The organism is Pseudomonas silensiensis (assembly GCF_050434865.1).
In the GTDB taxonomy this organism is placed as follows: Bacteria; Pseudomonadota; Gammaproteobacteria; order Pseudomonadales; family Pseudomonadaceae; genus Aquipseudomonas; species Aquipseudomonas fluorescens_W.
Window position 1 is genome coordinate 98,396 of the sequence record NZ_JBNDJH010000016.1, and the last position, 26,032, is coordinate 124,427.

A 26,032-nucleotide genomic window follows, 5' to 3' on the forward strand; every position below is an offset into this window, starting at 1 on the left:
TGCTTTTCTGTAGGAGTGAGCCTACTCGCGATGACGGCGTTACAGTCAGAATCAATGTGTCTGAAAGGACGCTATCGCGAGCAGGCTCACTCCTACAGTTGATCGTCGTATCAGTGACGGAAGTGGCGCATGCCGGTGAAGACCATGGCGATGCCAGCTTCATCAGCCGCTGCAATCACTTCGTTATCACGCATCGAGCCACCTGGCTGGATCACCGCAGTGATGCCGACCTTGGCAGCGTTGTCCAGGCCGTCGCGGAACGGGAAGAACGCGTCGGATGCCATGACCGAGCCGGCCACCTGCAGGCCAGCGTGTTCAGCCTTGATCGCAGCAATACGAGCGGAGTTCACGCGGCTCATCTGGCCAGCGCCGACACCGATGGTCTGACGGTTCTTGGCGTAGACGATGGCGTTGGACTTAACGTATTTGGCGACTTTCCAGGCGAAGATCAGGTCGTGGATCTCTTGTTCGGTCGGAGCGCGTTTGGTCACGACTTTCAAGTCGTCGGCACCGATCATGCCGATGTCGCGGCTCTGTACCAGCAGGCCACCGTTGACGCGTTTGTAGTCCCAGGCAGCAGCGCGATCAGCCGACCACTCGCCGCAGGCCAGCAGGCGCACGTTGGCTTTGGCAGCCACGATGGCGCGAGCTTCTTCGCTGACGGACGGGGCGATGATCACTTCGACGAACTGACGCTCGACGATGGCCTTGGCGGTTTCAGCATCCAGCTCGCGGTTGAAGGCGATGATGCCGCCGAATGCCGATTCGGTGTCGGTGGCGTAGGCCAGTTCGTAAGCCTGACGGATACCGCCTTCGGCGTCCGGGCTCACGGCCACGCCGCACGGGTTGGCGTGCTTGACGATCACGCAGGCCGGTTTGACGAAGCTCTTCACGCATTCCAGCGCAGCGTCGGTGTCGGCCACGTTGTTGTACGACAGCTCTTTGCCTTGCAGTTGGGTCGCGGTGGCGATGCCGACTTCGGCAGGCTTGGCTTCCACGTAGAACGCCGCGCTCTGGTGCGGGTTCTCGCCGTAGCGCATTTCCTGGGCCTTGACGAACTGGCTGTTGAAGGTGCGCGGGAATTCGCTGCGACCTTCGGTGCTGAGGGTGTCAGCCGCCTGGTTCACGGTGCCCATGTAGTTGGCGATCATGCCGTCATAGGCGGCGGTGTGTTCGAAGGCCTTGAGCATCAGGTCGAAACGCTGAGCGTAGGTCAGGCCGCCGGCCTTGAGGCTTTCGAGGACGTTGGCGTAGTCGCTGGCATTCACCACGATGGCCACGTCTTTGTGGTTCTTGGCTGCGGAGCGGACCATGGTCGGGCCGCCGATATCGATGTTCTCGATCGCGGTCGGCAGGTCACAGCCTGGCTTGTTGATGGTGGCTTCGAACGGGTACAGGTTGACGGCTACCAGGTCGATCGGCTTGATGCCGTGCTCGTTCATGATGGCGTCGTCGATACCGCGACGACCGAGGATCCCGCCATGGATTTTCGGGTGCAGGGTTTTTACCCGACCGTCCATCATTTCTGCGAAACCGGTGTAATCCGCGACTTCCACTGCGGCAACACCGTTGTCGCGCAGCAGCTTGAACGTTCCGCCGGTGGAGAGGATCTCGACACCCAGGGCTTCAAGCTCTTTGGCGAATTCAAGGATCCCGGTCTTGTCGGAAACGCTGATCAAGGCGCGGCGGATCGGCAGGCGGGTAGTCTGGTCGGTCATTTCAATTTCCATCAAAAGCAAAGGAGTCAGCAAAAAAGGCGACCGTTTTTACGCGGGCGCCTTTCTGGTTTGATTGAATGCTTACAGCAAATCGTACTGCTTGAGTTTCTTGCGCAGCGTGCCCCGGTTCAGCCCGAGCAGCTCGCTGGCCTTGGTCTGGTTGCCCTTGACGTAGTTCATCACGCACTCGAGCAGGGGAGCCTCGACTTCGGAGAGCACCAGGTTGTACACATCCGTGACGGCAGCGCCTTCAAGGTGGGCGAAATAATTGTGCAGCGCCTTCTCGACACTCCCGCGAAGGGTCTGACCTTCTTCGCTCGGCGTATTGAGGTGCTGTTTCAAATTCACGTTGTCGCTCACGGGTGTTATTCCACTCACTAAAGTCTCGGTCATCATCGTCATGCGGCCACCTCGTCTCCGTCCCCTGTCAGGCTCTTGTAACGTTCGGCGAAGAAGCCCTGAACGTTGGCGCATTGTGCTTCCGTATCTTCCAAACGATTGAAGTGGGCGCGAAACTCCCTGGCGCCCGGCAAGGTTGCGAGATACCAGCCCACATGCTTTCGAGCAATGCGTACGCCCATGACGTCTCCATAGAAGACGTGCAGCGCAGCCAGATGCTCTAGCAGAATGCGTTCCACCTCGATCAGTCCCAGTGCCGGGAGTTTCTCGCCGGTACGCAGAAAATGATCGATCTCACGAAAAATCCATGGCCGCCCCTGGGCGGCCCGGCCTACCAGCAGGCCATCGGCACCGGTCGCATCGAGCACGTACCGGGCCTTCTCTGGCGAATCGATATCGCCGTTGGCAAAGACCGGAATCGACACGGCCTGCTTGATCGCGGCAATGGTGTCGTATTCGGCTTCGCCGGTGTACAGATCGGCACGGGTGCGGCCATGAACCGCCAACGCCGTAATGCCTGCCTGCTCGGCGATCTTCGCCACGGTCAGGCCGTTCTTGTTGTCCCGGTCCCAGCCGGTACGGATCTTCAGGGTGACCGGCACATCAACCGCAGCCACTACGGCCTGCAGGATCTCGGACACCAATGCTTCATCTTTCAACAGTGCGGACCCGGCGGCCTTGTTGCAGACCTTTTTCGCCGGACAGCCCATGTTGATATCAATAATCTGTGCGCCCAGTTCGACGTTGGCCCGGGCCGCATCCGCCAGCATCTGTGCATCACCACCGGCGATCTGTACCGAGCGGGGCTCGGGATCACCTTCGTGGATCATGCGCATCCGCGATTTGCGGGTGTTCCACAAGCTCATGTCGCTGGTGACCATTTCCGAGACTACAAGTCCTGCGCCCAGTCGCTTGCACAGCTGACGAAAGGGTTGGTCTGTGACCCCCGCCATCGGGGCGAGAATCAAGCCGTTGTGCAATGTGTAAGGACCGATGCGTACCGCCGACATAGGACTTCCCTGTTGTGGGGTCGGATCATGAGAGTTCGAAAAAGGGTTGGCATGATACCCGCTCTCGATGACTGGATAAAGGCTGAATTGAACAAAATCTGAACAGTTATTCTGTTATCGCCAGCGGTTTGGTGTAAGCGGTCAAAGTCAGAAATATGCCGTCAAAGCCGTAACACTGAACCGTTTCACTCGGGCGAATGGAAGCTCAGGCTGTAGTTCACCGCTTTGGAGCCTGGATCGAGGATATCCAGTGCGATGTGGATCGGCGTTTGCGGAGGCATCTCCGCCATCCCTTCGAGATCGCCGTTGAGGTACTCGCCGGGCTTGAAGCGACGGCTGGCGATCAGGTGGCCGTTGAGGTCGGCAAAACGCAACTCCAGCAGCGGGAAAGGCTGGGAGAAGGGCGCGCGGTTGTAGATGATCGCGTCGACCACCAGTGCGCCGTTGAATTCCGGGTGGCTGCGGACCACCAGGTTGCTGCTTTTGATTTTGGCGATGTCGACTTTGGATGGCACGGTGCAGCCGATTTGCGGGCACAGTTGCTGGAACCACGGACGGTACTGGTCCTGACGCGCCAGCTCCTCGAAATGGTAGGCGATGTACTGGCCGGCGAGCGCGGCGACGCCGAGCAGGATCAGCAGCAGCCAGAAAAATCGGCGACCCCAGGGTGAGCGGCGCTTTTGCCAGTCCAGTTGCAGTGGGTCATCGGTCAGGTCTTGCAGGGCTTCGGCGCGGACAGCCGGCTCACGCTTTCTGCGCACAGGCTCGATCGAGGGCAGGTCGTCGTCGATGTCATCGGTCGCCGACAGGCGTTCGTGATGTATCGGTGCGTCGAGTGGGTCGTGCAGGCGCAATTGTGGCGGCAGAGACTCGTCTTCCAGTTCCACCGGTTCCAGGGACAGCGAAGGTTCGGTGCGCGAGTATTTGCTCGGATCGAGTTCCAGCTCCGGCAAGTCAGCTTCAGAGGTCTGCGCACGATCGGCGGCCGATTCGCTGAACAGGCTGTCGGGCCACGGCGCTTCTTCGTGCTCGACGGTATCCCGGCTGGCACTCAGGCTGTCTTCGCGCTGACGGCCGAATTCCGTGGTCGGCTGGATCTCCCGTTGTTCGAGGCGGGCGAGTTCTTCGTCCAGGTCCAGACTGTCCAGATCCAGCTCGGCGGCGCTCCATTGCTTTTGGCTGATGGCCCGCGGCTCAGGCGGTTCGACGATGGCCGGGACCTGCGGCGTGATCGCGTCTTTGCCGGCCCGTTGCTCAAGTAGCTGCTTGGCGGCGTTGAACACCTGCAAACACGAGCCGCAACGAACCACCCCGCGGGCCACGCTCAATTGAGCATGGCTGACACGGAAGCTGGTTTGGCAATGCGGGCACTGGGTGACGAAGCTGTCGGTCATGCGGCGATCCGGTTTATGCAGGCGCTCATTCTAGCGCCGACGGCCAGTAATGCGCACCCAGCCATCGCGATTGGCGATCGGGTCCAGATCGAAGTCCTGGGCGTAGGCTTTGGCGACTTCTTCACCTTGCTCGGCGAGGATGCCCGACAGCGCCAGACGACCACCGGATTTGACCAGGCTGGACAATTGCGGCGCCAGGGAAACCAGCGGGCCGGCAAGAATGTTGGCCACCAGCACGTCGGCCTGAACCTGCGGCAAGTCTTCTGGCAGATACAGTGGGAAGAGCTCTTCGGCAATATTGTTGCGGCCGGCGTTATCGCGGGAGGCTTCCAGGGCTTGCACGTCGATATCGGTGCCGACGGCTTGCTTGGCGCCCAGCAGCAGGGCAGCGATGGCCAGAATCCCTGAGCCGCAACCGAAGTCCAACACGTTGCAGTCTTTCAGGTCCTGACCGTCGAGCCATTCCAGGCACAGCGCGGTAGTCGGGTGAGTGCCGGTGCCGAACGCCAGGCCCGGATCCAGCAGCAAATTCACGGCGTCAGGCTCGGGTGCGGCGTGCCAGCTTGGAACGATCCACAGACGCTGGCCGAAACGCATTGGCTGGAAACCGTCCATCCAGCTACGTTCCCAGTCCTGGTCTTCGATGACTTCGCTGTGATGCTCGGGCAGCGGACTGCCGGTCAGCAACTCAAGGTGGGCCAGCACGGTGGCGGCTTCGGTGCCGCCTTCGAACAGGGCCAGCAGGTGCGTGTGCGACCACAGCGGGGTGGTGTTGAGTTCCGGCTCGAAGATCGGCTGATCTTCGGCGTCCATGAAGGTCACCGATACGGCGCCCACTTCAAGGAAAGCGTCTTCGTAGGTTTCGGCTTGTTCTGGGCTGATGGCGAGACGGACTTGCAGCCAAGGCATGGCGGGCACCTTTGAAAAATATTGATTGCAGCCTAGCGGGCTGCGAGAAGCGCGCAAGTTTACGCGAGCGCGCGGCAGAAGACGACCGGGTGCCAAGGATCTGGGGTGAACAAATCACCTGTGGCGAGGGAGCTTGCTCCCGCTGGAGCGCGCAGCGGTCCCCAAATGCCCGAACCGGATCTGTCTGATACAGCTCTGTTGAATGGCCTTGCGGTTGCTGCGCAACCGAGCGGGAGCAAGCTCCCTCGCCACAGGGTTTCTGTGTGTTGGCAATGTCCAGAAACAACAAAGCCGCCCGAAGGCGGCTTTGTTTATGGGGTCGAAGCTTAGTGCTTCTCGCCTGCCAGCTTGTGCTCGAGGTAGTGAATGTTCACGCCCCCTTTGCAGAAGCCTTCATCACGGACCAGGTCGCGGTGCAGCGGGATGTTGGTCTTGATCCCGTCGACAACGATTTCGTCCAGCGCATTGCGCATGCGCGCCATGGCTTCGTCACGGGTTGCGCCGTAGGTGATCAGCTTGCCAATCAACGAATCGTAGTTCGGCGGAACGGCATAGCCACTGTACAGGTGCGAATCGACGCGAACGCCGTTGCCGCCTGGTGCGTGGAAATGCTTGACCGTGCCTGGGCTCGGCATGAAGGTTTTCGGGTCTTCGGCGTTGATCCGGCATTCCAGCGCGTGACCGCGGATGACCACGTCTTCCTGGGTGAACGACAGCTTGTTGCCAGCGGCGATGCTGAGCATCTCCTTGACGATGTCGATGCCGGTGACCATTTCCGAAACCGGGTGCTCTACCTGGACACGAGTGTTCATCTCGATGAAGTAGAAGTGACCGTTTTCGTAAAGGAACTCGAAGGTGCCAGCGCCACGGTAGCCGATGTCGATGCACGCCTTGACGCAGCGTGCGAGGACTTCAGCCCGTGCCTGCTCGTCGATGCCCGGTGCCGGCGCTTCTTCGAGAACCTTCTGGTGACGACGTTGCAGCGAGCAATCGCGGTCGCCCAGATGGATGGCGTGGCCCTGGCCGTCGGAAAGTACCTGGACTTCCACGTGACGTGGGTTGGTCAGGAATTTTTCCAGATAGACCATCGGGTTGCCGAACGCCGCGCCTGCTTCGGAGCGGGTCAGTTTCGCCGAGGAGATCAGGTCTTCTTCGTTATGCACAACGCGCATGCCGCGACCACCACCGCCGCCAGCGGCCTTGATGATCACCGGGTAACCGACTTCGCGACCGATGCGCAGAGCGGTTTCTTCGTCTTCAGGCAGCGGGCCGTCGGAACCCGGAACGGTTGGAACGCCCGCAGCGATCATGGCGTGCTTGGCCGATACCTTGTCGCCCATCAGGCGAATGGTGTCGGCTTTCGGGCCAATGAAGGCGAAGCCGGAGTTCTCGACCTGTTCAGCGAAATCAGCGTTTTCCGCAAGGAAACCGTAGCCAGGGTGAATGGCGGTAGCGCCGGTCACTTCAGCCGCGGCGATGATTGCCGGGATGTGCAGATAAGAGTGCGCGGCCGAGGCCGGGCCGATGCAGACGGATTCGTCTGCCAGACCCAGGTGCATCAGTTCTTTGTCGGCCTTGGAGTAAACGGCGACAGTCTTGATGCCCATCTCTTTGCAAGCACGCAGGATCCGCAGGGCGATCTCACCGCGGTTGGCGATCAGAACTTTTTCCAACTTCGCAGTCATCAAAGTCTCTCCGCGGTTCAAACGATGGTGAACAGCGGTTGGTCGTACTCAACCGGCTGGCCGTCTTCGACGAGGATGGATTCGATCACACCGCTGCTTTCAGCTTCGATGTGGTTCATCATCTTCATGGCTTCGACGATGCACAGGGTGTCGCCTTTCTTCACGGTCTGGCCGACTTCAACGAAGGACGGCGAGGATGGCGAAGATTTGCGATAGAAGGTGCCGACCATAGGCGAACGGGCAACGTTACCGTTCAGAACTGGCGCGGCCGGAGCAGCAGGTGCGGCGGCAGCAACCGGGGCGGCGGCAGCAACAGGCGCAGGCGCCGGAGCATGCATTGGAGCCGGTGCGTAGTACTGCTGAGCCGGGGTCTTGCTGTGACGGCTGATGCGTACGGACTCTTCGCCTTCCTTGATCTCGAGCTCGTCGATGCCGGACTCTTCCAGCAGTTCGATCAGTTTCTTAACTTTACGGATATCCATGAATCATCAACTCCCAAGGGTCGGTCAGGGGCGTTACGCTTGTTGTTCAAGCTGTTGCCGGTCTTTCAAGCTGTTCTAGGGCAGCCTCCAGGGCCAGTCGATAACCGCTGGCGCCAAGGCCGCAGATCACTCCCACCGCTACGTCGGAGAAGTAAGAGTGATGGCGGAAAGGTTCGCGTTTGTGCACGTTAGACAAATGCACTTCGATGAATGGGATGCTCACCGCCAGCAGCGCGTCACGTAATGCGACACTCGTGTGCGTAAAAGCTGCTGGGTTGATCAGAATGAAGTCCACACCTTCGCTGCGGGCAGCGTGGATGCGGTCGATCAATTCGTACTCGGCGTTGCTTTGCAGGTGCAGCAAGTGGTGGCCGGCTTCACGGGCACGGCGTTCCAGGTCCTGGTTGATCTGCGCCAGTGTCGTAGCGCCGTAGGTGCCCGGTTCACGGGTGCCGAGCATGTTCAGGTTGGGTCCGTGCAGAACCAGTAGCGTCGCCATCTGCTGTTCCTTGTGATCTGTGTGCAATTGTCAGAACCCGGCGACTATGCCGCAAAGCCTTTGTGACTGTCCAGTTCTATGCAATAGCCAGCACGATGGCCGATGTTTGCGCGAAATATGTGACCGGGTTATTAAATCCGGTCATTTGCTTTCGCAACACGTTCGGCGAAGTCGGAGGCGTTGATCTCGCCGATCACCCGCACATCGGTGTGTTCGACGCCGTCCTTGCCGAAAAACATCAGCGCTGGCGGGCCAAACAGTTTGTAGCGGTCGAGCAAGGCGCGTTGCTCGGCGTTACTGGCGGTGATGTCGAAGCGGATCAGGCGATAGCCTTTGAGGCGTTCGACGACCTTGGCGTCGTTGAGCACTTCATGTTCGATGACTTTGCAACTGATGCACCAGTCGGCGTACCAGTCGAGCAGCAGCGGGGTGCCCGATGATTTGGCTTCGGCGAGGACGCGGTCCAGGTCAGCCGGGGTGCTGATGGTTTGCCAGGTGCTGGTGTTTTGCGGTTGCTCGTTGCCGGTAACCGTGCGCGGCTGGCCTATCGGATTGAGCGGGTCGGTCTGGCCGCTGAACGCTCCATACCAACACGCCAGCGCATAAAACAGCAGGAACATTCCCAGCAACTGTCCCAGGCGTTTTCTCGGTGGTTTGTAGACGAACTCCAACGCGCCCATGAACAACCCGACGCCACCGGCCAGCAAGCCGATCAGCAGCAACGTGATCTGGCCCGGCAGTACTCGACTGAGCAGACCGATCGCCAGCCCCAGCAACAAAACGCCAATCGCGTTTTTCACATAGATCAGCCAAGGGCCGCTTTTCGGCAACCAGGCGGCGCCACCGGTGGCGACCAGCAACAGCGGGGCGCCCATGCCCAGGCCAAGCATGAACAATTTCAGACCACCGCCCAATGCATCGCCGCTGGCGCTGATGTACAGCAACGCGCCGGCCAGCGGTGCCGAGACGCAGGGTGACACCAACAGGCTGGAAACCACGCCCAGCACGGCGGCGCCCCACAACGAGCCACCCTCGGTGCGACCGGCAATCCGATCCAGCCGACTGCTGATGGCGTGAGGCAGCTTGAGTTCGAAGACGCCAAACATTGCCAAGGCAAACAGCGCAAAAAACATCGCGAACGGCACCAGCACCCATGCTGATTGCAGCCGCGCCTGAAGATTGAGTTGTGCGCCGAACATCCCCATCAACGCCCCAAGCAGGGCGAAGCAGATGGCCATTGGCAGCACATAAGCGAGTGACAGATTGAAACCGCGCAAACCACCCACCTGACCGCGCAACACCACGCCGGACAGGATCGGCAGCATCGGCAGCACGCACGGTGTGAACGTCAGGCCCAGGCCAGCGAGGAAGAACAGCGCCAATTCGCGCCAGCTCCAGGCCGGAGGCGCACCTGTGCTGCCATCAATACTCAAGCGCTCGGTTTCGGGTGGATAGCACAAGCCTTTGTCGGCGCAACCCTGATACGTAACCACCAGGGTGAAGGCGCGTTGATCGGTGCGCGGCAGCTCTACATCGAGAACCCCGTGGTAGACCTCGACATCGCCAAAATACTCGTCGTGTTTCTGCTCGCCCTTGGGCAGTTGCGCGGCGCCGAGGCTAACGTCCTGCGGATCGGCTCGAAATTGAAAGCGATGCCGGTAGAGGTAGTAACCCTCTGTGGCGACGAAACGCAGTTTGATCGATTGCGGTGTGCTTTCTACCAGGCTCAGTTGAAAGGCTTCACGTACCGGCAGGAAGTCGGCGCTGTTGTTGATCGAGCCCAGCGTCGAACTGGGCCGACTGTCCAGTAACCCGGCGGCGGTGGCCGGCAGGGCGAGCATTAAAAACAACAGGCAGAGCAAACGGCGCATGACAATCTCGCGTATCGAAAGTGAGGGCATGATAGCGGACAGCGGTCGGGTATGCAGGGCGGGGAGTCTTGCGGTGATTGCAATGACGCCTTCGCGAGCAGGCTCGCTCCCACAATGGAATGCGTGCCCCTGTGGGAGCGAGCCTGCTCGCGATGGCGATCTATCAGACGCGGAAGGCCTGGACGGCGGTATGCAACCGCCCACCCAGCACCAACAAATGCTCCCCTTGCTCACGCCCTTCACCAATCCGCAGCAAGTTATCCCCACCCAATTGGTGAATCCGCTCGCTGTGATCGCGGATCTCGCTGACGGCGCCGCTCTGCTGAGCGGTGACATCGGCGATGCGCACGGCGGTGTCGGAAATGGTCTGGATTGCACCGACGATTTTATCCAGCGCCCCGTCGGCGGCCTGGGCCTGATTGGCGGTGGCTTCGGCGTGTTCGACCTGGGCGCGCATGCCTTCCACCGATTGTCGCGCTGCGGTTTGCAAACCGGCGATCAGTGTCTGGATCTCTGCCGTGGCGCCAGCGGTGCGTTGTGCCAGTGAACGAACTTCTTCGGCCACCACCGCAAACCCTCGACCCATTTCCCCGGCGCGGGCCGCTTCGATGGCGGCGTTCAGGGCCAGCAGGTTGGTCTGGTCGGCAATCGAGCGGATGACCGTCAGCACGCCACCGATGGTTGCCGACTCTTCGGCCAGGTGTTCGATCATTTGCGCGTTGCCTTGCACTTCACCGACCAGCGCGTGCAGCCCGGTGAGGCTCAAACCGATGACTTTCTGGCCATGCTCCACCGCCAGCCCGGCATGGCGGCTGGCGTCGGCGGCTTGGCTGGCGTCACCGGCAACCTGTTGAATGGTTGCTTCCAGCTCGCCGAGAGAATCACGGATCATCGCTGTGTCGCCGGCCTGATGTTCGGCGCCGCTGTGCAGGTCATTGCTTAGCTCGGCCAGGGTTCGGCTGCTACCGGCGACCTGCTCGGCGTTGAGGCGAATGGTCCCGACCAGGTCGACCAGATAGGCGCGCAAGCGATTGAGCGAAGCCTGAATGTCATGCAGTTCGCGATTGGTCTTGCCCAGTTCAATGTCCCGACTGAAGTCGCCCTCGGCCCAGGTCGAAAGGGCCGGGGCGAGGTTGGTCAGCGTCCGGGCCAGTTTCCGTTGCAAGGTGTCGATCAGCAAAGCTATCAGCAGAATCAGGCCAATCATCACCCCTTGCATCAGCCGCACTTCGCCCTGGATCTGCCCGTGCTGGGCACGAACCACCGGCTCCAGTCCGGCGATGGCCTGCTGCACGGCGGCGATTTTCAGGTGAGTGGCGGCGCTGAGGTCGGTGCGTTTCTGGATCTGCTCACGAGTACGGGAGAGTTCGGCCGGGTAGCGTGTCAGCAGGCTGTTGAGTTCGCGCTTGAGGCCGACGCCCGCATCTTCGGCAACCGCTTTTTCGGTGTTCTCCAAGCCCATCATCGCGGCGAAATCATCGGTACCGGTTTCGCTGCTGCTGGCTACACCGAGCAGCGGCAAGGCGCCCAACAACTCAGCCTGGGTGCGGATGTTGCTGACTTCACGCTCGACATCGGCGGCCAATTCGCTGCGGCCGCTGCTGACCAGTTTGTCCCGGGCCAGAGACAACTTGCCCAAGTGCTGGGAGGCAGCGAGCAGCGGCGTCAGATACGCCGCGTTAGCGCTGGCGTACTGGCTGAGCTGATCGAGGCTGGCGCCAAGTTCGCGTTCGGCCTGCAGCAGCAGCGCTTGCGGATCACCGGCCAGTTTGCCGGCCGCCAGCAGGTCGGTTTTGCTGAATTCTTCGAGGTTCGACAGGCTCGGGCGCAAGGTGTCGGCCAAGGCTGGCGGCAACTCACCGAGTTCCTTTTGCAGGCTGTCGATGGCTTGACTGGCGCTGCTCAGGCGCAGGGCATCGCCGCTGGCGAGGTAGTCGTCGATGTTGCGCGCAACTTCATTCTGAAATTGCTGGGACAGGCCCAGGTAACGCTCCATCAATAGATAGGGGCGCTCCAGGGCTTTTTGCGACCACCACAGCGTGGCGCCAAGGGCCACGCAAACGGCGACTAAAAGGAGGGTGTTGAGATTGGTCAGCAGCTTCAGGCGCATCGCGGGTCTACCAGCGGCAGAATGGTAAGCGCCTGAATTTATTGCGTTTGTGTTACAGGGTTATGACCGAATGGGTCGATTCCGATGAAAAGGTGGCACTTTGCTTTGCTGTTCGCGCGGCCTGCACTCGGTTGCGTCCGGCGTTTTTCGCGCGGTACAGCGCTTCGTCTGCCTGGCTGGCCATCATCAGGCTGTCGGAGTTTTCACACAGCTCCACCACGCCGGCGCTGAACGTGCACCAGAGGTCCTGCGGTTGAGCCGGGTAGTGAATCTCAGCGAAGCGTCGACGGATTTCGTCGAGCACTTTATGGGCCGATTCGAGATCGGTGTCCGGCATGACGATGGCGAATTCTTCACCGCCGTAACGGCCGATGAAATCGGTCTTGCGCAAGCGTTGCTTGAGAAACAGCGCCAGGCTCTTGATCACCCGATCGCCCATAGGGTGGCCGTGGCTGTCGTTGACCCGTTTGAAGTGGTCGATGTCGAGCATTGCAAAGCTCAGCGGCTTGTTCTCGCGACGGGCGCGGAAGCTGCAGTCTTCGAGCAATTGCAGAATGTGCGTGTGGTTGTACAGCCCGGTGAGGCTGTCGCGCACCATCCGCGCTTTCAGATTGCGTGCCCGTGCCGCGCGGTTGCGCACGGTGGTGATCAGGTGCCGGGGCTTGATCGGTTTGGTCAGGAAGTCGTCGCCGCCCTCGCTCATGGCGTCGAGTTGCTTGTCCAGATCGTCTTCGGCCGACAGGTAAATGATCGGCACGCTGACGTAACGGTCGTTGTGGCGGATCACTTTGGCCAGTTCAGTACCGGTGCAGGCCGGCATGTACATGTCGAGGATGATCAGGTCTGGCTGGAAATCTGCGAGCTCGGCCATGGCCTGGATCGGCTCGATCAAGGTCCGCGTGACGATCCCGGCGCTATTGAGCAGGCGCTCGGTGTGCAAGGCCTGGGCGCGGGAATCGTCGATGATCAGCACTTTATAAGGTTCGTACTGGGCGACGCAGGTCAGGACTTCAATCTTCTCCAGCAGGCTCGAGGCTTCGAGGGTGCCGGTCAGGAATTCCTGGCCACCGGCACGCACGGCGGCGAGACGGGTCGGGGTATCGGTTTCGTGCAGGCTGAAGAACAACAGCGGTAATTGATGATCAAGGCCTTCCTGGGCTTCGGCGGCCAGTTTCAGGCCGATGCCGGTACCACTGAAGTCCACGTCCATGACGATTGCCGCGGGCAAGCGCTCGACCATCGAAGAGCGGAATGCCGAAACACTGTCGAGGGCTTGCGCGCTGAGCCCGAAAAATTCCAGCTGCTTGGCCAGACGCTCGGCGCGGTCGTAATCCTGCAGCATCACGTAGATCGGCTTGCGCAGCGGCGGCAGGAAGGTTTGTTCGAATTGGTCGCCGTGGCGCAGGCCGGTGCGCGACAGGCGCTGCATCAAACGATTGAGGTCGGTGATCAGTCCGCTGCTCAGGCGTCCGCGATTGGCGTCGACAGCCTCCAGCGACTGACCGATGTGGCGTGCCAGCTGCGAGTGTTCAGGTTGTTCGAAGCGTTCGGCGAAACGCAGCAGGCGCAGGTTGGCCTCGCTCAGTTCCGATAAGTCGGTGGTGGACCACTCGTTGCGTTGCAGGCGCTGCCATATCTCAAGAATTTGACGTGCCTGATGAATTACCCGCTGGGCAAAGTGGTGCTTGAGGCGCTCACGGCTGGGGTCTTCTGGCTCGGTCATATCCTGACTACTAGTTAGGGTGCATGCTGAGATCGACTGGTGGCTCTATGCTAGCACCTCTTTTCCATCGCATGAGTGTCGTATGTCAATTAACTGCAAAGCGACCTTATTCAGTTCCTGACCGACTGGTCGCATAGGATCCAGGTTGTGCTTCATTTATAGTGGCCGTCGATCGTAGTCATTGTGCGGGTCGTGTTTACGCAGGATTTAATGCGCGGCAAACGAGGCACGATGAGATAGGGTTGTGGTCGAACCGATGAACTCAAGTGATTGAAAGGATATCGCCATGCTGGACTGGAAGAACCGCGCGGGCAGCGCGCCTGAACGTGCCGCTGAACCGAAATCGGCCACCCGGAGTTACTTCGGTGGCCTGTTGTTCAGCCGGGCGCTGGCCACTCTGATTGGCCTTTACCTGCTGGTGGCTATTGCGCTGGGCTGGTACTGGAGCCAGGAACCTGCGCTGTTCCCGGTTCAGCAGAACGCCCAGATGGCCGCCGAAAAAGAAGGCAAGCAAATGGTCATCGGCTACACCACGGTCGAAACCCTCAAGACCGTCGCCGGTACTTTGCTGACCAAGCCGGGTGGCTATATTTCCAACGACCGTTTCCCGCCGGGCCTGTGGATGGATAACACGCCGAGCTGGGAATATGGCGTGCTGGTCCAGGTCCGCGACCTGAGCCGTGCCATGCGTAAAGACTTCGCCCGTTCGCAGTCGCAGTCCACCGAAGACGCCGACCTGGCCAAGGCCGAGCCGCGTTTCAACTTCGACAACAAGAGCTGGGTGCTGCCTTCCAGTGAGTCCGAATACCAGGAAGGCATCAACTCCCTGAGTCGTTATCAGGCGCGCCTGTCCGATCCGAGTCAGAAAAGCGCGCTGTTCTATGCCCGCGCCGACAACCTGAACAACTGGCTGGGCGATGTCGGTACCCGTCTGGGTTCGCTGTCGCAACGGCTGTCGGCCAGCGTTGGCCGGGTCAAGCTCAACACCGCGCTGAAAACCGAAGTCCTGGCCCCGGGTCAGGTGCCCCAGGTCGACGAAGAAATCGTCGAGACGCCGTGGATGCAGATCGACAACGTGTTCTACGAAGCTCGCGGTCAGGCCTGGGCCCTGTCCCATCTGCTGCGCGCCATCGAAGTCGACTTCGCCGATGTGCTGGCCAAGAAGAACGCCACGGTCAGCGTGCGTCAGATCATTCGTGAACTGGAAGCCTCGCAGGAACCGGTCTGGAGTCCTATGATCCTTAATGGCAGCGGCTTCGGGGTGCTGGCCAACCATTCGCTGGTCATGGCCAACTACATCTCCCGGGCCAACGCCGCAGTGATCGATTTGCGTCAATTGCTCAATCAGGGCTAAGTCATGGTCGATAGCGCCAGAGAGGTCGCGCATCGCGCGGCCTCGGATGCCGAACAGATCGCCTGGGTTGACGAGCAGGACAACCTGCTCGGCGCCCTGGTCCGCTCCGACCTGCGTGAGCGCGGGCTGATCGGGCGCGGCACTTACATCATGCTGTTCAATTCCGCCGGTGAACTCTGCGTGCATCGACGCACGCTGAGCAAAGCCATTTATCCAGGGTTCTGGGACGTGGCGGCGGGGGGGATGGTGCTCGCGACCGAAACCTACGCCGAATCCGCTGCCCGTGAGCTGGAAGAAGAGCTGGGCGTAAGCGGTGTGGAACTGACCGCCCATGATCACTTTTTCTTCGAAGACACCGGTAACCGGCTCTGGTGTTCGGCGTTTTCGGCGGTGTGGGACGGTCCATTGATCCTGCAACCCGAAGAAGTCCTTGAGGCGCGCTTTATCCCCATCGATCAGGTGCTGCTGGAAATCCAGCAAAAGCCTTATTGCCCGGACTCTCTGGCCGCATTGAAGCGGTATCTTCGGGCCCGTGGGTCGGACGTCGCAAAAGAGGCATAAATTGGCGCCGATTGGCTCTTAGCAAGTCGGCTTTTTGCCGTTACACTGCGCGACCTTTTCAAGCTGAACCAGTATTGCCTGGCTCAGTAGCGCTGCCCCTGCCTGAGTGGGGCTTCGCGGTCGATGGCACTTGCCCAAGTTGCCGCGACCAGTCTTTGTCCTCCCAAGAGGATTGCCGGTGGCCAAAAAAGCCGCATCCTTCGCCGCCCTTGGTGGCTTGGTATTTTCCACCGACGCAGGTCGTCATTGCCCGGATTGCAGTAAACCGGTGGATGCCTGCATCTGCAAACAGACCGTTATCCCGGCCGGCGACGGCATCGCTCGTGTGCGTCGCGAAAGCAAGGGGCGTGGCGGCAAGACGGTGACCACCATCACCGGCGTGCCGTTGGCCGAAGACGCACTCAAGGACCTGGCGACCACGTTGAAGAAACGTTGCGGGACCGGTGGTGCGTTGAAAGACGGAATCATCGAAATCCAGGGCGATCATGTCGAGCTACTCTTGGCCGAGCTGATCAAACACGGTTTCAAAGCGAAGAAGTCCGGCGGCTAGCAGCTTCTGTGAAAACCACCCTCGGCTTGATCCAGCCCTGATCCGATTCAGGTTTGGCGTCGTCTACATGGTTTTCACAGAGCCTGTTCTGACCGGTTTCTAAACTCACTGCGGTCAGCGAGGTCTATCCCCTCGTTGACGAACCGTCATTTTCATTCTTTAGACTGCGCCGGCCTGAACCCAGGCGACGCTCTATGACTTCTTTATAGGGGACTTCAATGTCCGTACGACGCACACGCAAAGACGATGGCAGCCAATGGACAGTTGCGGACAGCCGCAGTGTTTACGGGATTCGCCATTGGGGGGCCGGGTACTTCGCGATCAATGACGCCGGTCGCGTCGAAGTTCGTCCGAACGGTCCGACCAGTTCGCCTATCGACCTGTTCGAGCAAGTTGACCAGTTGCGTAAAAGCGGCCTGTCCTTGCCGTTGCTGGTGCGTTTCCCTGACATTCTGCAAGACCGCGTGCGTCAGCTGACCGGCGCCTTCGACGCCAACATCGAGCGCCTGGAATACCAGAGCAAATACACCGCGCTGTACCCGATCAAGGTTAACCAGCAAGAAGCGGTGATCGAGAACATCATTGCCACCCAAGACGTGTCCATCGGTCTTGAAGCTGGCTCCAAGCCTGAGCTGCTGGCCGTGCTGGCCCTGGCGCCGAAGGGCGGCACCATCGTCTGCAACGGCTACAAGGATCGCGAGTTCATTCGTCTGGCGCTGATGGGCCAGAAGCTCGGCCACAACGTGTTCATCGTGATCGAGAAAGAATCCGAAGTTGAACTGGTGATCGAAGAAGCCGCCTCGCTGAAGGTCAAGCCTCAGGTCGGCCTGCGCGTACGTTTGTCTTCCCTGGCGTCGTCCAAGTGGGCTGACACCGGTGGCGAGAAGTCCAAGTTCGGTCTGTCGGCGGCACAACTGCTGTCGGTGGTCGAGCGTTTCCGCGCGGCGGGCCTGGACCAGGGCATTCGCCTGTTGCACTTCCACATGGGCTCGCAGATCGCCAACCTGGCGGACTACCAGCACGGCTTCAAGGAAGCGATTCGTTACTACGGCGAACTGCGCAACCTCGGCCTGCCGGTGGATCACATCGACGTCGGTGGTGGTTTGGGCGTGGACTACGACGGTACGCACTCGCGTAACGCCAGCTCGATCAACTACGACATGGACGATTACGCCGGTGTTGTGGTCGGGATGCTCAAGGAATTCTGCGACGCGCAGAACCTGCCGCACCCGAACATCTTCTCCGAAAGCGGTCGCTCCCTGACCGCTCACCACGCGATGCTGGTGGTGCAAGTGACCGACGTCGAGAAACACAACGACGACGTGCCGCAGATCGACAACAAGGAAGAACTGCCGGAAACCGTGCAGTGGCTGGTTGACCTGCTGGGCCCGACCGACATCGAGATGGTCACCGAAACCTACTGGCGCGCCACGCACTACATGAGCGACATCGCGACCCAGTACGCCGATGGCAAGTTGACCCTGGCCGAGAAAGCGCTGGCCGAGCAATGCTACTTCGCGGTGTGCCGTCGCCTGCACAACTCGTTGAAGGCTCGTCAGCGTTCGCACCGTCAGGTGCTCGACGAACTCAACGACAAGCTGGCCGACAAGTACATCTGCAACTTCTCGGTATTCCAGAGCCTGCCGGACACCTGGGCCATCGGCCAAGTCCTGCCGATCCTGCCGCTGCACCGTCTCGACGAAGAGCCGCTGCGCCGTGCCGTGCTGCAAGACCTGACCTGCGACTCCGACGGCAAGATCAAGCAATACGTCGACGAGCAGAGCATCGAAACCAGCCTGCCGGTTCACAGTTTGAACGACGGTGAAGACTACCTGCTGGGTATCTTCCTGGTCGGCGCCTATCAGGAAATCCTCGGCGACATGCACAACCTGTTCGGTGACACCGACTCGGTGAACATCTACCAGAATGCTGACGGCAGCGTGTACCACGCCGGTATCGAAACCCACGACACCATCGAAGACATGCTGCGTTACGTGCACTTGTCGCCGGAAGAGTTGATGACCCACTACCGCGACAAATGCGCCAGTGCCCGCATCACCTCCGCCGAGCGTACCCAGTTCCTCGACGCGCTGCGTCTGGGTCTGACCCGTTCCTCTTACCTGTCTTCTTGAGGTAAGGCGCTGCTCTCATCAGGTTGTCTGAAAATGTTCCGCACATAGCGGAAATTTCAGATGACTTGGTGGGATGCCTCTCTGATTTCAAGCGAAATGACTTACATTCTTGGCCATCCAAGCGATGTGGTCTTCTTTTCGCGTAGGTCATTTCCTAAGTTGTACTTCGGCACTCTACTCGGCCAACTCTCTCGGAGAGAATCCCCGGCCGCCCCTCCTGTAGAGAATCGCCGATGTTCGATCCAGTCAACGAGCCGTCATTTCGTCTGGATGTAGAGGGTCTGCCCGACCCCTTCGAGGTCTTGGCGTTTACCGGTAGTGAAGCCATCAGCGAGCCTTTTGTGTTCGACGTGGATCTGCTGATCGATGACCCGACACTCGACCTTGCAAGCCTGCTGTACCGTCCGGCCTTTCTGCATCTCGGGCCTGCGGGAAACGGCTTTCACGGACAATTGCATGAACTCGTCCAGCGTGATCATGACCCGGCTGTCAGGCTTTGCCGCGTACGTTTTGGGCCGAAGCTGGCGTGCCTTTCCCTGCGTTTTAGCCAGCGAATTTTCAGCGCGCGTTCGGTGCCGCAAATCCTCAGTCAGGTGCTCAAGGAGCACGGTATTGCCGGCAAGAGTCGGCGCTTTGAGCTGAGTGGCGATTACCCGGTCCGTGAATTCTGTACGCAGTACCGGGAATCAGACCTGCAATTTATCCAGCGCCTGTGTACCCAGGAGCGGCTTCACTACCATTTCGAACACGGCGAGCGCGGGCATTGCGTGGTTTTTAGTGATGGTCAGGGGCACTTTCGATGTGGTGAACGTGCGGTCTTTCAGATAGATAGCGAGCAATCGGCCGTGCGTCAGTTCAAACTTCTGGGGTGCGCCGGGCAACGAACCGCGCCGATTGCCGAAGGTCGCACGGACCTGACGGCGCTGCGTAGCGGTCAGTTGATGCCGCTGTCCGGCCATCCGATTGCCGACTGGAATCATCTCTGGCTGCTGACTCACGTCGAGCATCAGGGCCGCCAGGATTTAACGGCGTCCTACAGCAACCAGATCCGCGCGACTCACTGGCAGATGCCTTTTGTTTCGCCTCATTGCGCAGTGCAACCCAGGATGCACAGCCTGCAAAGGGCCTGGGTGGTCGACATTGATGAGTCATGCCCCGATCCGTCCAGGCCGGTGGCGGTGCAATTTGACTGGCTCTATCAGGGCGAAGGGGCGGCGCCGAGCCACTGTTGGCTGCCGTTGGCCGCTGAGCTGGGCGACGCGGCATTCACGCGGTTGAGTGAAGGGGCCGAGGTGGTGGTGAGCTTTATCGAGGGGGATCCGGATCAGCCGTTGATTACCGGGTTTCTTCACGCCCCTGCGTCCGTTGACGATGCTGAGGAGGTCGACCCGCCACGCACAGTCGCCACAGATGACGTCGAGGGCTTGCTGGAGTTTCTGCAATCGAGCGAGCCATTGACGTTGCTCTGTCTGCTGCCCGGTGGCGGCAGTTTCAGCCATTGCACGCAGGCCCTCTGCACCTGCCGGGCGGCGATGCAGCTTGGCCGGAGCGGTGCGGCATGATCGCCGCGACCCCGCAATGGCTATTGCTGGATGTGCCGGGTGCGCCACAGGCGGGGGCGATGCTACAACAGAAGTTTGCACATGCCCGGTGGTTCTGGTTGTTCGAAGGCACTGAGTGGCATGCGTTGCGTGAACACGGCCCGGCCCTGATCGACCTTCGGACATGCCCTGCGCTGGTCGGGTTATGTGACAGCGAAGTGCCCCTCTGGCGCGGCTTGCTGATGGCCAGCGAGGTGTCGTCGCCGCTGTTGCTGGAGCATTTGCGCCGCATGCTCACGGTCACGTTCGGTCTGCATCACCGAGCCTTGTTGAGTTACTACAACCCGCAAACGGCCAGTTATTTGTTCGATGCCTGCGATGCGCAGGAGCTGAGTCGCTGGCTGGGGCCTATCAGCCATTTGCGCTGGTTCGGCGGGACGTGGGCCGACCGCGCGATCGGCAGTCAGGGCTGGCAGCAGCTGGTCAATCCGGGGCTTGCCGTCAGCCCTTTGGCGGTTGAAGAAAACCTCAGTCCTCGCCAGCAGGAAAAACTGCAAACCTGCCTGCTGGAGCAACATGCCTGGCACTGGAGTCGATCCACCGGGACTGACTACAACACGCAGTGGTCCCACCTGCAGGAAGGGCTGGCGCTGGATTTTACCGAGCGCCCGGTACTCGATGACTGGTTATGGCTACGCTTGCAGTACCCCGGCGCTTTGCCTGGGCACGCATTGCCGGGACTCACCCAGCAGGAGCGTCTCGATAGCCTGCGCAACCTGTGGCAGAACGATCAATCCTGAACACGAGGTTCGACATCGATGACGAGCACCACGCGGCGATTGTTCAGCCGGATTGTCGTCGGCGTTTTACTGGCCGTGATGACGGCGTGCTCGCCGCTGAAGTTGCTCAATGCGCTGACCCCCGACACAACCTTCGACAAGACCGAGGGCATTGCCTATGGCCCTGATCCGCGGCAAAAACTCGATGTGTATGTGCCGCGCCCTCCCATGAAAAACGCCCCGGTGGTGGTGTTTTTCTACGGCGGCAGCTGGAACAGCGGTTCACGCAGCGATTACGCTTTTGTCGGCGAGGCCTTGGCGTCCCGGGGAATTGTGGCGGTGCTGGCGGACTATCGGTTGTACCCGCAGGTGCGTTATCCGCTGTTCCTTGAAGATGGCGCCCGGGCCGTGGCCTGGACCCATGAACACATCCGTCAATATTCCGGTAATCCGCAGCGGTTGTACCTGATGGGCCACAGTTCCGGGGCCTACAACGTTGCGATGCTGGCGCTGGACCCTGGGTTACTGGAGGCGGTGGGCCTGTCGCCGCATAACCTCAGCGGCTGGATCGGCCTGGCCGGGCCTTATGATTTTCTGCCGATCAAGAATCCACAGGTGCGCCCGGTGTTTTTCTGGCCGGATTCACCGCCGCGGTCGCAGCCGATCAATCATGTCAGTCGCGGCGCGCCACCGGCCTTGCTGATCGCGGCGAGCGACGATGACTTGGTCAACCCGTCCCGCAACACCGGTGGTCTGGCGCGCAAACTGCGCGAGGCGGGCGTGCCGGTGCAGGACCTGTATTTCTCGCGCACCAGCCACGCCACGCTGGTGGCGACGCTGTCCCGGCCCATGCGCGGTTTGGCTCCGGTGCTGGATGTGGTCACGGCCTTCGTCAACGCCACGCCGACTCAGTGAGCTTTGCCGGCGAACCAGCCGTCGTTTTTGTGCAGGTACCAGGCAAACGCGCCGAGGGTCAGGCTGCGCAGCAACATGAACAACAGAAAGGTTATCCACAGCCCATGGTTGCCAAAACCTTGCAGCGCCCAAGCGAACGGCAGCAACAAAACCACCGTCAGCAGCATGCCGTTGCGCATTTCCCGGGCGCGGGTGGCGCCGATAAACAACCCGTCGAGCAGGTAACTCCCGACCGCGATCAGCGGCAGCGCGGCGAGGTAGGGCAGGTAGATGAATGCTGTGTCACGCACGCTCGGAATGTTGGTCTGCATCTCGATAAACAGATGCCCGGCGAACAGGAACAGCACGGCAAAACCCAGGCTCGCCAGCAACGACCAACCGCAAGCCACCACCAGCGAGCGACGCAGGGCCTCTCGATCACGAGCGCCGATGGCATGCCCACACAGGGCTTCCACCGCGTGGGCCAGGCCGTCCAGTGCATGGGCGGTCAGCAGCAAGCCATTGAGCAGCAACGCGTTGGCGGCGACGGTGGCATCACCCAGTCGCGCGCCTTGTACGGTGATCAGGAAAAACACCGATTGCAGCGCCAGGCTGCGGATGAAAATGTCGCGGTTGACCGCCAATAGCGGCCGCCAGCTCTGCCACAACGCCAGCGCGGCCCAGGCGATGTGACCGGGATAGGCGCGCAGGGCATTGCGGGTCATCAGCAGGCCGATCAGCGCGCCGGTCCATTCGGCGATCACCGAGGCTCGGGCCGCGCCGACCACACCCCACTCCAGCCCGAGGACGAACCACAGGTTCAGCGCGATGTTCACCAGGTTGGTGCTCAGCAGAATCGCCAGCGGCGCCCGGGCGTTTTGAGTGCCGAGGAACCAGCCGACCAACGCATAACTGGCCAGCGCTGCCGGCAGGCCGAACAGGCGAGTGTGGAAAAATTCGCGGGTCAGCTGATCCAGCTCCGCCGACGGCTGCATGAAGTGCAGCGCGACCCCGCTCAACGGCACACCCAGTGTTCCCAGGACAATGGCCAGGCCCATGGCCAACAACAGACCCTGCAACAAAATCTGCCGCAATGCCGCGCCGTCCCCACGCCCGGCGGCCTGTGCGGCGAACCCGGTGGTGCCCATGCGCAGAAAACCCATGGCCCAGGCGAGAAAGGTATACAGGCTGGCCCCGACCGCGACGGCGCCCAACTGATGGGCGTGGGGCAAGTGGCCGATGACGGTACTGTCGACCAGCGCCACCAGCGGTACGGAAATGTTCGAGAGAATCATCGGCGCGGCGAGCGCCCACACTCGACGATGGGTAGGGCGGTCGCGCCAGTCGGCGATCAGGTTGGACATGCAGGCTCCTTGGGGGAGCGGGCATTGTAGCGGTTGATTGGGGATTTGCTGTGAATCAGAAATCGACCCCTCACCCCAGCCCTCTCCCCAGTGGGGAGAGGGGGAAAGGGAGCTGATCTCCATGCTTTTCAAAACCTGAGTTCGACGCGGAATTTCAGGTCGATGTCGCTCGAAAGTACAACTCAGTCAGTCCCCTCTCCCTCCGGGAGAGGGCCAGGGTGAGGGCTGGATCTCAAGCCGATCAATGGATTATCCAGCTCAACAACCACAACCCCAGCAGCAACCAGATAATCCCCATGATGATCGACGCATTCATGAACGCCCGAATCGCCGACCACAACAGCATCAACCCCAAAATCAGCGCAATGATGCTGATGATCGACGCGTCCATGCCCAGCGCACGGGACAGCCCTTCGACAAAGTTGCTGCCGGCGTGGCTCAACAGATTGAACAAGCCACTGAGGCCGTCAACGATGAAGCGGATAACCGAACCGAGTGCCTGGCCGAGCCATTCGAAAAAACTTTCTACCTGCATGTTGTGAGCGTCCTTGATGAAAGTGGTGGCAGGGTTGCCGGACTTGAGCCTTGGGCTATCGAGCAGGGTGCCGAGTTCCCTCCAAGCATAGTGGTTTTGCAGCGCTTGCCGCTTGCCTTCATTCCTTATCCCCCCGAAGCTATACGCCTTCAGGAGAGCCCGATGAACCTTGTTGAACTGACCGAACGCCTGCACGCCATCCGTGACCGCAATGACTGGCGGCAATTTCACAGCCCGAAAAACCTGGCCATGGCCGCGAGCGTGGAAATGTCCGAGCTGGTGGAGATTTTCCAGTGGCTGACCGAAGACCAGTCGCGCCAGTTGCCGACGGACAAGCTCGCCCATGCCGGGCAGGAAATCGGTGACATCGTGCTCTATTTACTGCTGCTGTGCAGCGAGTTGGGGTTGGACATGAATGAAGTGGTGCGCAGCAAACTCGCGGACAGCGAACGGAGGTTCAGCTGATGAGCGACCGTCATTTCGATCAACTGGCCACCCGCTTCGCCGAAAAAATCTACGGCGGTGCCAAAGGCGCGATCCGTTTGGCAGTGCTTCAGGCCGACCTGGCCGAAACCCTGCCGGACCGACCGTTGCGCGTACTGGACATCGGCGCCGGCCTGGGCCACATGTCGTTGTGGCTGGCCCAGCGTGGTCATGAGGTCACACTGGCCGAGCCCGCCGAGCCAATGCTCGAAGGCGCCCGTCAGCGCTTTGCCGACGCCGGACAAACAGCGACGTTCATTCAGGCGCCGTGGCAGGATCTGCTCGGCCAACTCACCGAACCCTACGACCTGGTGCTGTGCCACGCCGTGCTGGAATGGCTGGCCGAACCTCACGCGATCCTGCCGGTGCTGCATCAATTGACCAAGCCGGATGGCTGGTTGTCCCTGGCCTTCTACAACCGCGATGCGTTGATCTATCGCAACCTGCTCAAAGGCCACTTCCGCAAGATGCGCAAGAACGACATGGCCGGCGAGAAACAGAGCCTGACCCCGCAGCAGCCGCTTGATCCGCGCGAACTGGCGGCGCAACTTGAAGGCCTGTGGCAGGTCGAAACCCAGAGCGGGGTGCGAGTTTTTCACGACTACATGCCGGTGGAATTCCAGGCCCGCGCCGAACTGGTGGACTTGCTGGAAATGGAGCTGGCCCACCGCCGTCACCCAAGCTTTGCCGGGCTTGGGCGCTACTTGCACTGGATCTGTCGGCCGGTCTGATCGGAGCGCGAAATGAACAGTCGTTCGGGGTTATTGGTGATCTGTCTCGGGTTGGCGGCCTGTCAGGGCAGCAACCCTTATGTGGCGTCATCCAACCCCTTGCCACCCGCGCCGCCTCAGGCCGCCAACACCTTTGACCGCAGCGCCTACCCGGCACCGCCGCGCGACTATGGGCGTTACCGCAGCTGGGCCTGGCTCAACGGGCAGTTGCCGCCGGGCACCACCTGGGCGGATTCGGCGCAGGTTGCCGAAGCCGTCAGCAATGCCCTTGATCAACGTGGCTTGCGCCCGCTGCACGATAACCGCCCGGCCGACCTGTTTGTCAGCGCCGACCTGCACCTGGAAACCCGCCTGCGTCAGGTTCAGGACGACTATGGTTACTACGGCGGCGGTTATGGCGGTTACAACCGCTACGGCAGCGGTTACGGCATGTACAACACCGTGCCGATCGTTCGGACTTATCAGGAACAGGTCGTGGTGGTGCAGGTTGATTTGTTTGACGCTCAGAGCGGTGAACCGGTCTGGAGTGCCAGCGCCGAAACCAGCAATCGCGGGAGCCAGAGCGAGCGTGTCGATGCGATACGGGAGGCTGTCGAAAAGGCGATGTCGGCGTATCCTCCTAGTTAGCTTCTGTAGTTAAGAAGCATTACGCAGGTTCATGTCTTCAACCGGAGAAATATCATGTTCCGCCGTCTCGCTTTACTGACCGTGGCCGTGCTGCTCACTGCCTGCGCCGGCAGCCAGGTCAATCATGACTTCGATGCCAGCCGCGACTTCGCCGCCTATCGCAGCTGGAGCTGGAAAGAACCCGCCCTGCAATATCGCCCCGATGACCCGCGGATCAAGAGCGACCTGACTGAACAACGCATCCGCCAATCGGTGACCGATCAGCTGGATCAGCGTGGCCTGCGTCCGGCGGCGGATGGCAAAAAGGGCGATTTGAGCGTACAGACCTATCTGATCGTCGAGCAGCGCCAGCAACAAGTAACCACCAACTACGGCGGCGCTTGGGGTAATCCATGGAACGGTTACTGGGGGGGGCCGATGTACAACGAAACCCGTAACGTCAGCTACAAAGTGGCGATCATCCAGATCGACCTGCTTGATGGCAAGGACGGCAAACTGGTGTGGCGCGGCAGTGACGAGCAGATACTCAGCCGCACACCGAACCCTTCGGATCGCAGCACGGCGATACGTGAAACGGTGGGGCGAATTCTCGCCAACTATCCACCGAAATAAACACCCCAAAACCCTGTAGGAGCAGCTCAGCTCGTACAGGGTTTTTGTTTTCTGCACTGGCATGTTGCC

23 protein-coding genes and 1 pseudogene are annotated in these 26,032 nt (G+C 60.5%); 11 read left to right on the top strand and 13 right to left on the bottom strand.

Annotated elements, in window-relative coordinates; genetic code table 11:
- Positions 1 to 110: 110 nt before the first annotated feature.
- The 11 genes and pseudogenes from purH to gcbA all read right to left on the bottom strand — a co-directional run bounded on the left by purH (position 111) and on the right by gcbA (position 13,800).
- The gene (gene purH, locus QF010_RS22030) at positions 111 to 1,718 is read right to left on the bottom strand and encodes a bifunctional phosphoribosylaminoimidazolecarboxamide formyltransferase/IMP cyclohydrolase (protein WP_033059586.1); all 1,608 of its coding nucleotides are present in this window, start codon (positions 1,716 to 1,718) and stop codon (positions 111 to 113) included.
- Positions 1,719 to 1,799: 81 nt separating this feature from the next.
- A complete protein-coding gene (gene fis / locus QF010_RS22035; protein ID WP_033059584.1) occupies positions 1,800 to 2,120 on the bottom strand; it encodes a DNA-binding transcriptional regulator Fis in 321 nt (106 codons plus the stop codon).
- Positions 2,117 to 3,127 (bottom strand): tRNA dihydrouridine synthase DusB, encoded by a 1,011-nt coding sequence (gene dusB / locus QF010_RS22040; protein ID WP_429533950.1) that lies wholly within the window; start codon positions 3,125 to 3,127, stop codon positions 2,117 to 2,119. The genes fis and dusB overlap by 4 nt, the downstream gene beginning before the upstream one ends.
- A 185-nt stretch (positions 3,128 to 3,312) precedes the next feature.
- The gene (locus tag QF010_RS22045; protein ID WP_033059583.1) at positions 3,313 to 4,521 is read right to left on the bottom strand and encodes a DUF3426 domain-containing protein; all 1,209 of its coding nucleotides are present in this window, start codon (positions 4,519 to 4,521) and stop codon (positions 3,313 to 3,315) included.
- Between the two features lie 30 nt (positions 4,522 to 4,551).
- On the bottom strand, positions 4,552 to 5,430 hold the full coding sequence (gene prmA / locus QF010_RS22050; RefSeq protein ID WP_033059581.1) for a 50S ribosomal protein L11 methyltransferase: 879 nt from the start codon (positions 5,428 to 5,430) through the stop codon (positions 4,552 to 4,554).
- A 326-nt stretch (positions 5,431 to 5,756) separates the two neighbouring features.
- Entirely contained in the window at positions 5,757 to 7,115 is a 1,359-nt protein-coding gene (accC, locus tag QF010_RS22055; protein WP_033059580.1) for an acetyl-CoA carboxylase biotin carboxylase subunit, read from the bottom strand.
- Positions 7,116 to 7,132: 17 nt separating this feature from the next.
- Positions 7,133 to 7,597, bottom strand: a complete 465-nt coding sequence (gene accB, locus QF010_RS22060; protein WP_033059578.1) for an acetyl-CoA carboxylase biotin carboxyl carrier protein — start codon at positions 7,595 to 7,597, stop codon at positions 7,133 to 7,135.
- Between the two features lie 46 nt (positions 7,598 to 7,643).
- A complete protein-coding gene (gene aroQ / locus QF010_RS22065; RefSeq protein ID WP_033059577.1) occupies positions 7,644 to 8,096 on the bottom strand; it encodes a type II 3-dehydroquinate dehydratase in 453 nt (150 codons plus the stop codon).
- A 131-nt stretch (positions 8,097 to 8,227) separates the two neighbouring features.
- Positions 8,228 to 9,967 carry a protein-disulfide reductase DsbD gene (locus QF010_RS22070; RefSeq protein WP_429511209.1) on the bottom strand — a complete coding sequence of 580 codons (1,740 nt, stop codon included), beginning with the start codon at positions 9,965 to 9,967 and terminating at the stop codon, positions 8,228 to 8,230.
- Positions 9,968 to 10,130: 163 nt separating this feature from the next.
- A pseudogene (locus QF010_RS22075) lies at positions 10,131 to 10,637 on the bottom strand (methyl-accepting chemotaxis protein); the annotation flags it as partial.
- 1,492 nt (positions 10,638 to 12,129) lie between these two features.
- Complete coding sequence (gcbA, locus tag QF010_RS22080; RefSeq protein ID WP_033059572.1) at positions 12,130 to 13,800, bottom strand: diguanylate cyclase GcbA; 1,671 nt, start codon at positions 13,798 to 13,800, stop codon at positions 12,130 to 12,132.
- Positions 13,801 to 14,086: 286 nt separating this feature from the next.
- On the opposite strand from gcbA, the gene QF010_RS22085 reads away from it, so the two are divergent.
- The 7 genes from QF010_RS22085 (at position 14,087) to QF010_RS22115 (ending at position 21,632) form a co-directional block, all read left to right on the top strand.
- On the top strand, positions 14,087 to 15,154 hold the full coding sequence (locus QF010_RS22085; protein ID WP_033059570.1) for a DUF2333 family protein: 1,068 nt from the start codon (positions 14,087 to 14,089) through the stop codon (positions 15,152 to 15,154).
- Between the two features lie 3 nt (positions 15,155 to 15,157).
- Positions 15,158 to 15,715, top strand: coding sequence for an NUDIX hydrolase (locus QF010_RS22090; protein ID WP_223432850.1), 558 nt, complete (start codon positions 15,158 to 15,160; stop codon positions 15,713 to 15,715).
- A 178-nt stretch (positions 15,716 to 15,893) separates the two neighbouring features.
- A complete protein-coding gene (locus QF010_RS22095; RefSeq protein WP_033059567.1) occupies positions 15,894 to 16,265 on the top strand; it encodes a translation initiation factor Sui1 in 372 nt (123 codons plus the stop codon).
- Between the two features lie 218 nt (positions 16,266 to 16,483).
- Positions 16,484 to 18,397: an arginine decarboxylase gene (gene speA / locus QF010_RS22100; RefSeq protein WP_429511207.1), complete on the top strand. Its 1,914-nt coding sequence runs from the start codon at positions 16,484 to 16,486 to the stop codon at positions 18,395 to 18,397.
- 233 nt (positions 18,398 to 18,630) lie between these two features.
- Positions 18,631 to 19,959, top strand: a complete 1,329-nt coding sequence (locus QF010_RS22105; RefSeq protein WP_429533951.1) for a contractile injection system protein, VgrG/Pvc8 family — start codon at positions 18,631 to 18,633, stop codon at positions 19,957 to 19,959.
- Entirely contained in the window at positions 19,956 to 20,738 is a 783-nt protein-coding gene (locus QF010_RS22110; protein ID WP_033059564.1) for a DUF4123 domain-containing protein, read from the top strand. The genes QF010_RS22105 and QF010_RS22110 overlap by 4 nt, the downstream gene beginning before the upstream one ends.
- 18 nt (positions 20,739 to 20,756) lie before the next feature.
- Positions 20,757 to 21,632, top strand: coding sequence for an alpha/beta hydrolase (locus QF010_RS22115; protein ID WP_429533952.1), 876 nt, complete (start codon positions 20,757 to 20,759; stop codon positions 21,630 to 21,632).
- Here the strand turns inward: QF010_RS22115 and QF010_RS22120 are convergent.
- Together QF010_RS22120 and QF010_RS22125 are read right to left on the bottom strand one after the other, a co-directional pair.
- Entirely contained in the window at positions 21,626 to 22,975 is a 1,350-nt protein-coding gene (locus QF010_RS22120) for an MATE family efflux transporter (protein WP_429533953.1), read from the bottom strand. The two genes, QF010_RS22115 and QF010_RS22120, sit on opposite strands and share 7 nt — an antisense overlap.
- Positions 22,976 to 23,216: 241 nt before the next feature.
- Positions 23,217 to 23,510: a hypothetical protein gene (locus QF010_RS22125; protein WP_033059560.1), complete on the bottom strand. Its 294-nt coding sequence runs from the start codon at positions 23,508 to 23,510 to the stop codon at positions 23,217 to 23,219.
- Between the two features lie 162 nt (positions 23,511 to 23,672).
- Here QF010_RS22125 and QF010_RS22130 point away from each other — a divergent pair, with 162 nt between their 5' ends.
- From QF010_RS22130 to QF010_RS22145, 4 genes are read left to right on the top strand one after another with little or no spacing between them, the layout of a single operon-like run.
- A complete protein-coding gene (locus QF010_RS22130) occupies positions 23,673 to 23,975 on the top strand; it encodes a MazG-like family protein (RefSeq protein WP_033059559.1) in 303 nt (100 codons plus the stop codon).
- Positions 23,975 to 24,724 carry a methyltransferase gene (locus QF010_RS22135; RefSeq protein WP_033059558.1) on the top strand — a complete coding sequence of 250 codons (750 nt, stop codon included), beginning with the start codon at positions 23,975 to 23,977 and terminating at the stop codon, positions 24,722 to 24,724. The genes QF010_RS22130 and QF010_RS22135 overlap by 1 nt, the downstream gene beginning before the upstream one ends.
- A gap of 12 nt (positions 24,725 to 24,736) precedes the next feature.
- The gene (locus tag QF010_RS22140) at positions 24,737 to 25,351 is read left to right on the top strand and encodes a DUF4136 domain-containing protein (RefSeq protein ID WP_429533954.1); all 615 of its coding nucleotides are present in this window, start codon (positions 24,737 to 24,739) and stop codon (positions 25,349 to 25,351) included.
- A 54-nt stretch (positions 25,352 to 25,405) separates the two neighbouring features.
- Positions 25,406 to 25,963 carry a DUF4136 domain-containing protein gene (locus QF010_RS22145; protein WP_046054509.1) on the top strand — a complete coding sequence of 186 codons (558 nt, stop codon included), beginning with the start codon at positions 25,406 to 25,408 and terminating at the stop codon, positions 25,961 to 25,963.
- The last annotated feature ends 69 nt before the right edge of the window (positions 25,964 to 26,032 follow it).

Bases quoted from the DNA above. Each gene is read 5' to 3' on its own strand.
- purH (WP_033059586.1), bottom strand. From the start codon at position 1,718: ATGACCGACCAGACTACCCGCCTGCCGATCCGCCGCGCCTTGATCAGC.
- fis (WP_033059584.1), bottom strand. From the start codon at position 2,120: ATGACGATGATGACCGAGACTTTAGTGAGTGGAATAACACCCGTGAGC.
- dusB (WP_429533950.1), bottom strand. From the start codon at position 3,127: ATGTCGGCGGTACGCATCGGTCCTTACACATTGCACAACGGCTTGATT.
- QF010_RS22045 (WP_033059583.1), bottom strand. From the start codon at position 4,521: ATGACCGACAGCTTCGTCACCCAGTGCCCGCATTGCCAAACCAGCTTC.
- prmA (WP_033059581.1), bottom strand. From the start codon at position 5,430: ATGCCTTGGCTGCAAGTCCGTCTCGCCATCAGCCCAGAACAAGCCGAA.
- accC (WP_033059580.1), bottom strand. From the start codon at position 7,115: ATGACTGCGAAGTTGGAAAAAGTTCTGATCGCCAACCGCGGTGAGATC.
- accB (WP_033059578.1), bottom strand. From the start codon at position 7,597: ATGGATATCCGTAAAGTTAAGAAACTGATCGAACTGCTGGAAGAGTCC.
- aroQ (WP_033059577.1), bottom strand. From the start codon at position 8,096: ATGGCGACGCTACTGGTTCTGCACGGACCCAACCTGAACATGCTCGGC.
- QF010_RS22070 (WP_429511209.1), bottom strand. From the start codon at position 9,967: ATGCGCCGTTTGCTCTGCCTGTTGTTTTTAATGCTCGCCCTGCCGGCC.
- gcbA (WP_033059572.1), bottom strand. From the start codon at position 13,800: ATGACCGAGCCAGAAGACCCCAGCCGTGAGCGCCTCAAGCACCACTTT.
- QF010_RS22085 (WP_033059570.1), top strand. From the start codon at position 14,087: ATGCTGGACTGGAAGAACCGCGCGGGCAGCGCGCCTGAACGTGCCGCT.
- QF010_RS22090 (WP_223432850.1), top strand. From the start codon at position 15,158: ATGGTCGATAGCGCCAGAGAGGTCGCGCATCGCGCGGCCTCGGATGCC.
- speA (WP_429511207.1), top strand. From the start codon at position 16,484: ATGTCCGTACGACGCACACGCAAAGACGATGGCAGCCAATGGACAGTT.
- QF010_RS22105 (WP_429533951.1), top strand. From the start codon at position 18,631: ATGTTCGATCCAGTCAACGAGCCGTCATTTCGTCTGGATGTAGAGGGT.
- QF010_RS22110 (WP_033059564.1), top strand. From the start codon at position 19,956: ATGATCGCCGCGACCCCGCAATGGCTATTGCTGGATGTGCCGGGTGCG.
- QF010_RS22115 (WP_429533952.1), top strand. From the start codon at position 20,757: ATGACGAGCACCACGCGGCGATTGTTCAGCCGGATTGTCGTCGGCGTT.
- QF010_RS22120 (WP_429533953.1), bottom strand. From the start codon at position 22,975: ATGTCCAACCTGATCGCCGACTGGCGCGACCGCCCTACCCATCGTCGA.
- QF010_RS22125 (WP_033059560.1), bottom strand. From the start codon at position 23,510: ATGCAGGTAGAAAGTTTTTTCGAATGGCTCGGCCAGGCACTCGGTTCG.
- QF010_RS22130 (WP_033059559.1), top strand. From the start codon at position 23,673: ATGAACCTTGTTGAACTGACCGAACGCCTGCACGCCATCCGTGACCGC.
- QF010_RS22135 (WP_033059558.1), top strand. From the start codon at position 23,975: ATGAGCGACCGTCATTTCGATCAACTGGCCACCCGCTTCGCCGAAAAA.
- QF010_RS22140 (WP_429533954.1), top strand. From the start codon at position 24,737: ATGAACAGTCGTTCGGGGTTATTGGTGATCTGTCTCGGGTTGGCGGCC.
- QF010_RS22145 (WP_046054509.1), top strand. From the start codon at position 25,406: ATGTTCCGCCGTCTCGCTTTACTGACCGTGGCCGTGCTGCTCACTGCC.